This is a genomic window from Bacteroides pyogenes, from assembly GCF_014196225.1.
GTDB classification, from domain to species: domain Bacteria; phylum Bacteroidota; class Bacteroidia; order Bacteroidales; family Bacteroidaceae; genus Bacteroides; species Bacteroides pyogenes_A.
Genome location: NZ_JACIDI010000016.1, coordinates 63,922 through 77,284 on the forward strand (window position 1 = coordinate 63,922; position 13,363 = coordinate 77,284).

Annotated in this window: 11 protein-coding genes and 1 pseudogene; 10 read left to right on the plus strand and 2 right to left on the minus strand. The window is 43.9% G+C overall.

All coding sequences use genetic code 11. The features are described 5' to 3' along the window. Window positions 1-4 precede the first annotated feature (4 nt). Both GGR07_RS10745 and GGR07_RS10750 read right to left on the minus strand, forming a co-directional pair. Complete coding sequence (locus GGR07_RS10745; RefSeq protein ID WP_021646274.1) at window positions 5-319, minus strand: helix-turn-helix domain-containing protein; 315 nt, start codon at window positions 317-319, stop codon at window positions 5-7. A gap of 1 nt (window position 320) precedes the next feature. Further along, on the minus strand, window positions 321-623 hold the full coding sequence (locus GGR07_RS10750; RefSeq protein WP_034543631.1) for a helix-turn-helix domain-containing protein: 303 nt from the start codon (window positions 621-623) through the stop codon (window positions 321-323). Window positions 624-883: 260 nt separating this feature from the next. Between GGR07_RS10750 and GGR07_RS10755 the strand changes: the two genes are divergently transcribed. The 10 genes and pseudogenes from GGR07_RS10755 (at window position 884) to GGR07_RS10795 (ending at window position 13,272) form a co-directional block, all read left to right on the plus strand. Continuing rightward, window positions 884-1,180: a helix-turn-helix domain-containing protein gene (locus tag GGR07_RS10755; protein ID WP_034543632.1), complete on the plus strand. Its 297-nt coding sequence runs from the start codon at window positions 884-886 to the stop codon at window positions 1,178-1,180. A 3-nt stretch (window positions 1,181-1,183) separates the two neighbouring features. Then, window positions 1,184-1,534: a helix-turn-helix domain-containing protein gene (locus GGR07_RS10760; RefSeq protein WP_021646277.1), complete on the plus strand. Its 351-nt coding sequence runs from the start codon at window positions 1,184-1,186 to the stop codon at window positions 1,532-1,534. A gap of 19 nt (window positions 1,535-1,553) precedes the next feature. After that, window positions 1,554-3,086 carry a DUF4099 domain-containing protein gene (locus GGR07_RS10765; RefSeq protein WP_021646278.1) on the plus strand — a complete coding sequence of 511 codons (1,533 nt, stop codon included), beginning with the start codon at window positions 1,554-1,556 and terminating at the stop codon, window positions 3,084-3,086. A gap of 62 nt (window positions 3,087-3,148) precedes the next feature. Then, window positions 3,149-5,284 carry a type IA DNA topoisomerase gene (locus tag GGR07_RS10770; RefSeq protein ID WP_021646279.1) on the plus strand — a complete coding sequence of 712 codons (2,136 nt, stop codon included), beginning with the start codon at window positions 3,149-3,151 and terminating at the stop codon, window positions 5,282-5,284. Between the two features lie 160 nt (window positions 5,285-5,444). Continuing rightward, window positions 5,445-5,894 (plus strand): DUF1896 family protein, encoded by a 450-nt coding sequence (locus GGR07_RS10775; protein WP_021646280.1) that lies wholly within the window; start codon window positions 5,445-5,447, stop codon window positions 5,892-5,894. Next, window positions 5,884-7,350, plus strand: a pseudogene (locus GGR07_RS10780) (N-6 DNA methylase); the annotation flags it as partial. The gene GGR07_RS10775 and the pseudogene GGR07_RS10780, both read left to right, overlap by 11 nt. 1,181 nt (window positions 7,351-8,531) lie before the next feature. Then, the gene (locus GGR07_RS10785; protein ID WP_034543633.1) at window positions 8,532-9,854 is read left to right on the plus strand and encodes an AAA family ATPase; all 1,323 of its coding nucleotides are present in this window, start codon (window positions 8,532-8,534) and stop codon (window positions 9,852-9,854) included. 191 nt (window positions 9,855-10,045) lie between these two features. Further along, window positions 10,046-10,684 (plus strand): hypothetical protein, encoded by a 639-nt coding sequence (locus tag GGR07_RS10790; protein ID WP_021646287.1) that lies wholly within the window; start codon window positions 10,046-10,048, stop codon window positions 10,682-10,684. A 249-nt stretch (window positions 10,685-10,933) separates the two neighbouring features. Further along, the gene (locus tag GGR07_RS13930; protein ID WP_021646288.1) at window positions 10,934-11,728 is read left to right on the plus strand and encodes a P-loop NTPase fold protein; all 795 of its coding nucleotides are present in this window, start codon (window positions 10,934-10,936) and stop codon (window positions 11,726-11,728) included. 17 nt (window positions 11,729-11,745) lie between these two features. Further along, complete coding sequence (locus tag GGR07_RS10795) at window positions 11,746-13,272, plus strand: hypothetical protein (RefSeq protein WP_021646289.1); 1,527 nt, start codon at window positions 11,746-11,748, stop codon at window positions 13,270-13,272. Window positions 13,273-13,363: the final 91 nt, after the last annotated feature.

Here is a 13,363-nt window from a genome sequence, read left to right on the forward strand (position 1 = left end):
ATCCTTAAAAGTCATCCGTATAATAAGCCTCATGATAGCCAGCCTTGAGCAACCGCTCAATATCACTTTCCTTATATATAATTTTTCCTCCAAGCTGGATGTATGCAATACGTCCTTCATTCCGATACTCCTGCAAGGTACGCCGGCTGATTTTCAGCCGTTCCGCCACCTCTTTGTCCGTCAGAAAATGTTCACCTCCCAATACCGGACGATATTCCCTTTTCATCTGTTCCATTTTCGCAACAATCTGCTCCGTATTGTCTATAAAATAGGCAACCCATTTGCTTTCCCTTGTCATCAGTCTGTTATCCATAGGCATTCTATTCTTTAATTATCATTGACTCTTTTTTCTTTTCCACAACTGCAAGGACACGTTCAACATCTTCCGGGAGATAATATGTCTTGTGGTTTATCTGCGAATAAGCCAACCGTCCGTTATCCCGTAATGTCTGTAAGGTCCGCGGACTTATATTCAGAAGTATGCAGACATCCTGGCTGTCCATCCATCCGCTCATCTTCTTATCATCGTTCTTAGGACACAATGCCCCGGCCCTGGTTACAAGCTCGTCAAATCTTGAAACCATTTCTTCAAAAGTCTTCTTCTCAATACTTATAATTTCCATATTTCATTTGAATATTTGATTATTACACAATTCAGCTCCGGTAGCGACGTTCTTGTCAGACCTCCCGGAGTTGGGGCAAAAATAATATACCACATGGCATTTATGTGCATTTGTCCGCTGACTGGCAGTTTGTTGCGCCGATTGTCCGGATAGCGGAGACAAATTCAAAAAGAATCTTACGTGAGTCACGTAGTGAGTTGTTAAAGCCCCCTTTGCCTATTGCCGAACTTTGCCGCAGAAACAAAAGAAAAGTACTGCGTATGGAAGTGATAACAATGGAAAGTTCCGCATACATGGCATTGACGGAACAGATAGCGGAGATAGCAAGCTATATCTGCAAAAGTAAGGAAAAGAAAAACGGTCTTCCGGACAGGCAGGTCAATTCAGCCGAAGCCGCCCGGATACTGGACATCAGCAGGCGTACCCTTCGACGGATGCGCGACGGGCACCGCATCCGGTACACCACGCTCGGTGGAAAATGCATGTACCGCCTCTCGGAGATAGACCGCTTCATCACGGAGCATACGGTAACGGAGGAAAACAGAAGGAGGAAATAGGTCATGGAACTGCTTACCAGACAGAATTTTGAGAGCTGGATGCAAAAAGTCCTCGAGCGGCTTGACCGCCAGGACGAGCTGCTGCTCTCCATGAAGGCGAAGGAAAAGGAGACTTCTCTTTCCGAGAGCATGAGGCTTTTCGACAACCAGGACTTGTGTATGCTGCTCCAGATCAGCAAGCGTTCCCTGCAACGCTACCGCAGTAAAGGTGCGCTCTCCTTCAAGGTATTGGGGAAGAAAACCTATTACAGCGAGGCGGACGTGCTGAATTTCCTTTCCGAACACGTAAAGGATTTCCAAAAAGAAGATGTCGAGTTCTACAAGGCTCGTATCCATAATTTCTTAAATAAATAACCCATTAAACATTATTCGAATGGCAAAGAAAAAAGACGAAAAGGATGTGCTGATCGTCCGCGACGAGAAGACAGGCGAAATCAGCGTGGTAGCCGGACTGAATGCGGACGGCTCGCCCAAAAGGACACCCGCGAAAGTGGAAAACTCCCAGGCTTTCCTACTGTTCGACAAGCATGGCGACATGCTTGACAACTTCTTCAAGAACTTCTTCCAGCAATGCAAGGAACCCACCCGCTTCGGTTTCTATCGCATCGCGGCAGACCAGGTGGACGGGCTGCTAGATGTGATGAAGGAGCTGCTTAAAAATCCCGTCGTGAACAAGGACGTACTGTCCGCCCATCTGTTCGACACTTCCGACTACGAGCGGCAGGCGGCGCAGGAGCAGAAAACGGATGCGGAGCAACAAAAGGAAGGGAACATGGAAGAGAAACAGGAGAACGCGCAGGAACAGTCGCAGGGTAAGAAAGGCTACCAACCCATCGACGAGGGCAAAATCAACTGGCAGGAGTTGGAAGAGAAATGGGGAGTAAAGCGTGAAGAGCTTGACAAGTCAGGCGACCTCACCAAAATGCTCCATTACGGCAAGTCCGACCTGGTGAAAGTGACACCCACCTTCGGCGGTGAGTCCTTCGAGCTGGACGCCCGGCTCTCTTTCCGCAGGAATGAGGACGGCAGCGTGGGGCTCGTACCCCACTTCATCCGCAAGGAACAGAAGCTGGACGAGTACAAGGGACACAAATTCAGCGCCGAGGACAAGAAGAACCTGCGTGAAACGGGCAACATGGGAAGGGTTGTGGACCTGGTTGATAAAGAGACGGGGGAAATCATCCCCTCCATCGTCAGCATAGACCGAAAGACGAACGAGCTTACCGACCTGGCGGCAAATAAAATCCGTGTCCAGAGCAAAATCGGGGAAACGGAGATTACCCAGCAGGAACAGGCCATGCTCCGTGCCGGACTGCCCGTGAAGGAGAAGCACATCGTGTTCAGCGACGGTCGCGAGTTCACTACCACCCTGCAAGCCAACGTGGAGAAGCGCGGACCGGAGTTCGTTCCGGGAACCACCCGTTCCGTGAAGAAAGAGCAGGCGCAGGAGAACAAGGAAGAGCAAAAGACCGCACAAGGAGAAAAGCAGGAGGACGGCAAGACGCGCCGTAACACATGGGTGAACGAGGACGGCAGCATCCGTTCCATCAGCAAGTGGAGTGACGTGAAGTTCACCGAACAGCAGAAAGCCGACTATGTGGCAGGCAAGGCAATCAGGCTGGAAAACGTGACCGACAAACAGGGTTTCCATGCCCTCATGTACATCAAGTTCAGCTCGGATAGAGGACGTCCACTGCGTTACGAAACGAATCCCGACACGGCGCAGCAGGTCGCCCCGGCGAACGAAAGCCGCACACAGGTGGCTGTCAATAACGAGGGAAAGACCAACGAGGCTACCAAAAACCTGAAAGACCCGTTGCAGAAAGAACAAACACCCCCGAAGGACGATGCCCAGAGACAGCAGCAGGAGAAGCCGCAGAAGAAAAGCAAGGGCATGAGGGTCTGACCGGAATACCGCCACTAAATCCAAAATAATTATCCAAAAAAATCATTAAACAGTAAGAAAATATGAGAACAATCATCGCAGAAAAACCGTCGGTAGCCCGTGAGCTGGCACGCATCGTAGGCGCGACAAAGAGAGAGGAAGGATATTTCCAGGGAGGCGGCTATGCCGTGACATGGGCGTTCGGGCACCTTGTCCAACTTGCCATGCCCGACGGCTACGGCATACGCGGCTTTGTCCGTGCCAGCCTGCCCATCCTTCCCGAAACCTTCACCCTCATACCCCGCCAGGTCAGGACGGAGAAAGGCTACAAGCCGGACAGCAGCGTGGCCGCACAGATAAAAGTCATCGCCGGGCTGTTCAAGAAGAGCGAACAGATTATCGTGGCGACCGATGCGGGCCGCAAAGGGGAGCTGATCTTCCGCTACCTCTACCACTACACCGGCTGCACCACGCCTTTCGTGCGGCTGTGGATAAGCTCGCTCACAGATAAAGCCATCCGTGAGGGGCTGAAAAGCCTGAAGGACGGACGGGAATATGACAACCTCTATCTGGCTGCCAAAGCCCGGAGTGAATGTGACTGGCTCGTCGGTATCAATGGGACATCCGCGCTGAGCATCGCCGCCGGGCGTGGCACCTATTCCGTAGGACGTGTGCAGACACCCACGCTGGCAATGGTGTGCGAACGCTATTACGAGAACAGCCGTTTCACCCCCGAAACCTTTTTCGGACTGCATCTTGCCACGGACGGATGCGGTGCCGGTGAAACCGTCAAGTTCTCCTCCGTGGAGAAGTGGAAAGAGAAAGGCGTGGCAACGGAACTATATAATAAGGTAAAGGCAGCCGGTTCTGCCTGTATTGTAAAAGTCGAGCGCAAGGAAAAGACAGAGGACACTCCGCTTCTGTATGACCTTACCTCCATCCAGAAGGATGCCAACACCAGGCACGGGTTCACTGCGGAGCAGACGCTCGACATAGTGCAAAAGCTCTACGAGAAGAAACTCGTGACCTATCCCCGTACCGGCAGCCGCTATATTCCCGAAGACGTGTTCGTGGAAATACCGAAGCTGCTCGCCTTCGCCGGCTCCCTGCCCGAATGGGCGGGCAAGGCTTCCGGTGGCACGAAGCCTACCCGTCGGAGCGTGGACGACGGCAAGGTGACCGACCACCACGCCCTGCTTGTCACGGGCGAAAAACCGCTGTTCCTTGCCAAAGACGACGCGACAATCTACCACATGATAGCCGGGCGCATGATCGAGGCATTTTCGGAGAAATGCGTCAAGGATGTGATCACGGTTACGGCCGAGTGCTGCGGCGTGGAGTTCACGGCAAAAGGTTGTATCATCAGGCAAGCCGGATGGCGTGCCGTATGCAAGGCTGCCGAAAAGACAGAAAAAGAGGAGCAGGAACCGGAAACAGTACTGCCCGACTGGAAAGAGGGCGATACATTGGCGGTCAAGGCTTCCTCCATCACGGAAGGCAGGACCAAGCCGAAGCCCCTGCATACTGAAGCCACCCTGCTCGCGGCAATGGAGACCGCAGGCAAGAACATCGAGGACGAGGAACTGCGCCAGGCATTGAAGGACTGCGGTATCGGCACCCCCGCCACCCGCGCCTCCATCATCGAGACGCTCTTTGCCCGTGAGTACATGACCCGCTGCAAAAAATCGCTCGTGCCCACGGAGAAAGGGCTGGCACTCTATTCCGTTGTCAAGACGATGCGTATCGCAGACGTCGGCATGACGGGGGAATGGGAAAAGGAGCTTGCCCGTATCGAGCGTGGGGAGGTGTCCGCCGAAGTGTTCCGGCATGAGATTGAGGGTTACACCACCGAAATCACCTCGGAACTGCTGTCATGCGACAAGCTGTTCGGGCATAAGGACTCCGGCTATGCCTGCCCCAAGTGCGGCACGGGCAGGATGCAGTTCTATGGGAAGGTGGTGCGTTGCGACAACGCGGAGTGCGGCCTGCCCGTGTTCCGTCTGAAGGCAAGTCGCAATCTGTCCGATGATGAAATCAGGGAACTGCTGACCACCGGAAAGACGAAAGTCCTGAAAGGCTCCAAGAGTAAGCAGGGCAAGAGCTTTGATGCGGTTGTCGCCTTTGACGTGGACTACAACACCACGTTCGTGTTCCCCGAAACGAAAAAGGGCAGTACTGCGAATAAAAGTCGCGGCAACCATGTAAAAAGAGGGAAATAATCAGTACCTTCGCCACTGGTTCATTGTCATTCTGTTTTCTTGTTCAAGAATACTGTTTTTACAATGGATTTAGTGGTGGCACTTCGGGAGGGATACCCGGAGTGCTTTTTACTTCCTATTACCCATCCTATTTTTATTCATCCACTAAATCCAAGAATATATGAACAAGAAGAACAAGAAAGAGCAGACCGAACTGTCCTATTACGGGCTGTACCTGCTGAATTACCTCAAGGAGAATAAGTTTGAACAGGCAAACGACGCGGCATTCATAAAGGAACGTGCTGACAGTGCCGCAGAAACCTACGAGCGTGCCAGGCTGGAAGGCTGTCCCGCCGACGGCGCGCAGGAGCTGGCGATGGCGGAGCTGTTGCAGGGGCTACACTATTCCCGGTACAACATCCTGCATGAAGTCGTGGAGAACGAATTCGCCGGTGAGGTGCCGGAAGCGGAACGCGGGGCGTTCGTGGCAAGGCTGCTGCCGCTTGTCGGCAATGTCTTTTCCGTCTATGACCTTTCGGACGACCATTTCGCCCTCTCTCCCGAATACGACCTGCTTTATACCGAACTGACCGGAGCCGTGGTCCTTTATATCGAGGCGTATGGCGTTTAACCGCAAGCAGAAGCTACGGGACAACATCGAGGCTTTACGGACGGCATTCATCCTTGACAGGGAGCTGCGCACGCCCACGGCACGCGAGCGCCTGCTTCTGGAAAGGTTCTGCGGTTTCGGGGGACTGAAATTCATACTCAATCCCGCAAAGGAACTGACGGACGCCGTCCATTGGGCAAAATCGGACCTCGAACTTTTTGCCCCGACGGTGGAACTGCACAGGCTCATCCGGGAGAACAGCAATGACGATAACGAATACAAGCGGTATATGGACAGTCTGAAAGGCTCCGTCCTCACCGCTTTCTACACCCCTGCGGAGATAACCGGTACCATCACGGACGTGCTGCACGAACACGGCATACGCCCTGACCGGGTGCTGGAGCCGTCGGCAGGCGTGGGTGCCTTTGTGGATGCGGTGCTGGACAACCGCCCGGATGCCGACGTGATGGCGTTCGAGAAGGATTTGCTCACGGGCAAGATCCTGAAACACCTGCACCCCGACCATAAGGTGAGGATACAGGGTTTCGAGAAGATAGAGAAGCCCTTCAACAACTATTTTGACCTGGCAATCTCCAACATCCCGTTCGGTGACGTGGCTGTGTTCGACCCTGAATTTTCGGGCAGTAAGGACACCGCAAGGCGTTCGGCGGCGAAGACGGTACACAACTACTTCTTCCTGAAAAGCCTTGATACGGTGCGTGAGGGCGGCATCGTGGCATTCATCACCTCGCAGGGCGTGTTGGATGCCCCGTCCAACGCGCCCATACGCGAGTATATGATGCGTCATGCCAACCTGGTGGGTGTAGCCCGCCTGCCTAACAACCTGTTCACGGAGAACGCGAACACGGAAGTGGGCAGCGACCTGATTCTCCTGCAAAAGAACAGCAACAAGAATGGAGAACTGTACTATAATGAAAAATTGTTCGTGCAGACCGAAAAGACACCTATCGGCACTTCGGTAAACGCATACGCCAACAGCATAAGCCTGCCTTCCAACACGGATATAATTAAAGGTACCGCCCCTTACGGGAAGCCTGCCTACAAGTATATACACCGGGGTGATACCACCCAACTGGCGGAGGACCTTCGGGAGCATCTGAAAATAGAACTGCAACAATTGGATAAGGGACTGTATGAGAAATACAGCCTGCATCCGGTACTGAGTAAAAGTACGGCAGAGGAAGTGTCACCCGCTCCAACAGCCGCAACTGTAATGCCTGCCATAACAGAGAGTTCCAAAGATACAGAGAAGGTGCAGCCTGTGGAAGAAAAGCCGGAAATAGAACCGCACCAAGCGGATATTTCGGCTGGTGTGCAGCTTGCCCTGTTCGACCTTTGGGGATTTACCGAAGCGGAACGGAAGCAGGCTGTTACGGGCAAAAAGAAAAAGGCATCGGACAAAACGGCGAAAAAGGCAGGTGCGAAAAAGAGTGCGCCAATTCAGCCGAAGGTGCAAAGCAGACCGAAAGCCGTGCCAATCGCGCCATCTGTCTGAAGTTCAATTCCATTGTTCCCATATTTTCGATGTTTTTAATTTTTAATGCGGATTCAAGAGCTGAGGGAGTTGAGTTTCAATCTATTTATCTGCCTCTTGTTTATCCGACATTTTTTTTAATGCGTCTTTCTGTCGCATCGGTCGTTTTCGTTTCGGGTGCCCCAAAAGGTAGGGATTAGGAAATGCAAGGTTTTTCGGGAAAAATACTACCGAAGGGCTGGAGATTTTGCTGAAAACAGGAGGCTTGACCTTGCATTTCCGTCCAATCCCGGAATTACCTTTGCGCCCAGAACGGAAATGACTGACTGATGCGGCTCACTGAAAGACGTAAAAATGGAGGTAAACAGAGATGGAGGCAGATTTGAGAAAAAATCTCCTGAAATCTGTATAAGAAGAAAAAGGGACTTGTCCGAAAACGTGGAATGGCAAACCGCACAAGGGATGTATGTCCATATCTGAGCGGTTGAATACCTTCAGGCGGGAAGATATGGGCATTCTTCCCGGTTTGCCTTCCGTGGGGGACGGCTTGGCCCACTCCTGGGACGGGCGGTCATACACGGTTCCCGCTTTCAGAAAAATGGAACGGCTAAAAAAGGAAGCCCACTGAAATCCCCGTAAAAGTACCTCCTGGCATGAGCACAAAAGAAATGGACCTCATGCCATCAGTCTAAACAAGGTTTAGGCGTGACATGAAGTCCTTTTCTTCGCTTATGCGGTAGTCGGAACACGGTCGTACTGCTCCAGCAGGGCGATGGTGTTCCGACGGATCAGACCGCTTTTACGGTAAAATTATCCGGTGAGAGAAAGAATAAAAACAAAGGATTTATTTTCGTATCTTCGATAAAAATGCTATTTTTACAAATGAAGAGTTCTTTGATGGTTACGCAACGCGCAGAAGAATAAAACAATAGACAACTCGCTAATTCGTAACCTATTACTACTATGAGTTGGTAATCTCCACTCATTACCAATCACTTATACATTTTTAGTAACATCCTGCTACTATATTTAGGAAAAAGGAATTTTAGAATTCATATTTGCAAACTATAATCAGATTTTGAAGTTTTATATTGGAAAATCACTAACTTTGTGAATATTATATTCATAGACAGAAAAAGACAATAATATGATACTTAAAAAAAATAACAATTGAAAATTTCCGTTGTTTTAAAAACTACGAAGTTGATTTGACTCCTGGAATAACTGTTTTTATTGGTAAAAATGGTGCTGGGAAAACTTCTTTATTAAATGCTATTCGTTATGGATTAAGTGTCTTTTTTTCCAATGATAGCACAATGGGAGATGACTTACTTATATCAGGTAACCCTGATTTAAAAGTCATTTCAACATTAGCTACCGACTTTTATCGAGCTCAAAATGCAGACTTACCAGCTGTTGATTTAACAATAAACATGGAAGCTGAATTTAATGATATACCTTTGAATTGGGAATATTATAAACGTTCTACATCAGGTGCTTCATTATTCGTTTCTAAGTATCAACAAGCGTACCGTACACTTATGGCAGAATACCATAATAGTGATCAACTTCCATTGTTTGTTTTCTATTCTGATTCATTTCCACATATAGATACGAGAACCAGTGATTTTGCAAAAAAAGTTATAAAGGAACAAGGATATATTATCAGGAATTTTGCTTATTATAAATGGAATTCAGAAGTATCATGTACATCTATTTGGCAAAATAGATTTATTAATTCCATGCTTAAACAAATTTCTCTTAATAATACTGACCCGTTAAATTCCAAAGAAGTAGAATATATAAAAAATAAGCTGCGTACTTTTTCTGAACCTATCAATTCTACATTAAAAGAAAAGGATGATTTTGAAATAAAAGATTTCTTTCCGGTTGTAGATGACAAGACATTATCATTATATCTGCGATTAAAAGATGAACGGGACGTTATCTTTGACAATCTACCTGCCGGATATAAAAGATTATATTCTATCGCTTTTGACTTAGCTTATAGATTATATATTTTACGAAAAACAAACAAAGAAGACCCGAAAGGCATTGCTATAATTGATGAAATAGACTTGCACTTACACCCTTCTTTGGAACAAGAAGTGTTAGCTCGTCTGAAAAAGACATTTCCAAGTATTCAATTTATTGTATCTACACATTCTCCAATGGTGCTATCTAATCTTAAAGTTAAGGATACAGGAAATATGATTTATAAAATGCATGCAGACGAAAATACACCAAATGCATTACCTAATTTATATGGCGTGGATTATTCTGCTGCTGTTTATGATTTTATGGGAACTCCTTATGCTGATAATGAGGTTAAAGAAGAAATAGAAGCTATCTTAAGACTTTCAAGAAGAGGTAAGTCGGAATTAGTAGAAAAAAGGAAAGAAGAACTTAAATCTATGGTTTCGGAGGAACAATACATGGATATTATCTCTAAAATAAATATTCAACTGGCAGAGGACAAATACTAACAAAGAACATGCAAATTATCAGTAAATTCAAATATAAAAAGAAGGGACATCGAATTATCAAGACTTTCATTAGAAATCAATGGGATAACGATATTCAAAGGTATGTCAACTTAAACTACGACGAACTTAAAAGATATAAAGTGTTTAAGTATTTATTGCTCAAATAACAACAAGGATTTTGTTGTTATTGTATGAGAAAAATACCTTTTAATGAAGTGACTTTAGAACATGTAATGCCACATCATCTAAAAGATAAAAAACTTAAGGAAGAGATAAAATATTATAGTAAGTTTGGAGGATTAAAAAGGAAACAAATATATTATTGCCCTGATAAAATGATTTCCACATCTTCCAAACTACATACTCCACCCTATCCCCATTGCATTGCATATGAAAATTTAGTTGCTTCTTGCCAAGGAAAGGTTTTTGAAGGTGGAGAAAAATATGTATTACATAAATGCTGCAATAATTTTAGGGGAAATGATAAAATCGTTCCACTATTTTTTATTCCCAGAACTGCAGAAATTGTACGATATGAAATTGATGGTACATTAACGTATTTCAAAAAATACAATTCAACTATCAATTCTCTAAATTTAATGCATTCGACCTTAATTTTCATGAGGAAGATATGGGCAAAGATTGTTATAAATGATATTAGTTTAAGTCAGGTAAATAAGGCATTGACTGATAAGAATATGAGAACTAACATCATTGACGATATTGATATTGACATTTCTGAAAGAAAAAATTTAAGGATTGACTTATATTGGAAATTATTAATTGAATATCACTGGTTTTATAATTACTTTCAAAGAATGATAGCATAATTCGAATATAATCAATCGGATGAAATAACGGGGTGCGTCGAAACCCTCATAAATAGAAAATCACCCTCGCCACAGATAGTCGTAGCGGGGGTGATTTCGATACAAAGGGAGTTTCAACACACTTCCATTATTTTTGGAATTTAAATCTTTTGAACTATATGTAAGAACAGAAACATACAGTTATGGCTATATTATTTCACCAATAATATATTTTTCTTAATTTTGTAAATTAACCTTTGAATATAGAATATGATGGGACAAGAAGAATATCCTCGTTTTATTTCTAACAGACCATGTGGAAATGATAAATACGAAGGGAAATCACAAGAGCGATTAGCAAAAGCTATCGCTAAACATTTTAAAGATACGGATTCTAAAGATAGCAAAATTTGTTTACCTCGAATTGTAGGTCTGGAAGGAATATGGGGTTCAGGTAAATCAAATGTTATTCGATTATTAGAAAAAGAATTAGAAGGAAAATATTATTTTTTCGAATATGATGCTTGGGGACACCAGGAAGATTTGCAAAGACGTTCTTTCCTTGAACTATTAACATCTCAATTAATAACAGATGAAATACTTTCCGGAGATACAATAGTTAAAATTAAAGGTGGAGGTACTAAACGAGTTTCTTGGAATGAAAAACTTAAATATTTATTGGCGAGAAAAACAGAAACAATCACAGAAAAATATCCACGAATTAGCAACGGAATGGCTGCTGCTTTTCTCGTTGCTATTCTGACGCCAATATTTACCTTTATAGCCTATGCTATTAAACCAGCAGAAATTACTTGGTGGTCTGTTCTATTGTCTATATTAATTTCAGCCTTACCGGTTATTGTAGCATTAGCTATATGGTTTAATGCTTATCGAAAAGATAAGAACAAATATAATCTTAGCTATTTATTGGCGATTTATAAAGATAAGATTGAGAATGATATTTGCTATGAAACATTAAGTGAGGACGAACCTACTGTTACAGAATTTAAAACATGGATGCAAGATATTTCTAATTTTATAGAAGCAAATGATAAGAAAAAATAGTTGTTATTTTTGACAACATGGACAGACTACCTGCTGATAAAGTTAAAGAGTTATGGTCTTCTATTCACACATTTTTCTCGGAAGATGGTTTCCCCAATATATGGACTATAATACCTTTTGATGAAAAACATTTAGCTTGCGCATTTGGTGATGGAGAGGATGCAAAAATAAAACAACTTACAAGTTATTTCATAAATAAAACTTTTCCTATTGTTTACAGAGTTGCTCAACCCGTTATTACCGATTTTCGTAAAATATTTAATTTATTCTTTCAGGAAGCATTTGGAGACAGCTATGAAGATGTTGAGAAGGATACTATCAACAGAATATACAGGCTACTTCATCCAAATGCGAATGTAAGAGAGATTATTTCCTTTATTAATGAAATTGTTACACTCAAAAGTGTTTGGGATGAAGACATAACTCTATTAAATATTCCCGTTTTTGTTCTAAAGAAAGACGTTCTCACCAAAGATCCAGTAAATCAAATCTTATCAGGCGATTATTTATCTGATATTAGTAAAATCATCAAAAATGATATATTGTTACAACGCCAAATGTCTGCTCTCGTGTATGGTATAGATATAGAACATGCACGACAAATACCGCTAACGAAATATATTGAAAGTTGCATAGCAGCAGATAAAGATTATGATATAAACGAATATTCAGAAAGTAATAAGCAATTTGATACTGTTTTAGATGAAGTTATTAGAAATGTTGATGATACAGCAATAGATAATTCAGTCAATTGCTTATACAATTTAAAAAGAACTAACAATACAATCAACAGAATCTGGAATTATTTATCAAACAAAAAAATAGAATCAAAACTTCAAGAACAAAAGATTGAAGATGTTTATAAGAAAATATTATTAAAAGCAGAAAAAGAAATACATCAAAAGATAGTTGATCATATATATAGAGAATTGCAAAACTTCAAGGATTTTAGTGGTTCCAATTATTTTAAGGCTTTAGATGATTTAAATAATTTTATAGAAGAAAATGGCTTAGATGTATCTATTAAGTATCGTGAAAAAGTATTACCTTCTGAAATGTTCATAGACTATGTTACAGCCGCAGAAGAAAAGTATATTGAATATAAAGTAAAAACAAGCCCAGAGGAATTGGATAATTATTTCACTGGATTACTACCTAATAAATTAGACAATATAAATGTTCTTAAAATATTAAATAAATCTGATTACTACTCCTTTGATAAATTATATAATAGCATAGAAGAGCTAATTGCAAACGATGAAATTACTGAGGAAAACTTTGCCAACATATACTCTGCTTACAAAATATTAAGTAAAGGTATCCCTTTAGCTAAACAGTTGAATACTTCAAAAGTGCAATCTATTGTTTCGGCTCTTAGTAACAAAATTAGTAATGACTCTTACCCAATTGGATATTCAGATATTGTGGCGATGAGTATTGCTTTAGGGCGAGATGTGCCTAATTACGATTCCAATATAGTCACTGAAGTTGCAGAAAATATAGAATATTATACAACACATGGAGAGTTATTAGAAAATTGGTAAGCCTCCGGTAAAGTACGTATTGCAAAATACAAAAAATTAGTCCCGACTGGGCACGATTCGTTCAGATTCGCCTCCGAGTCGGGACTAATAG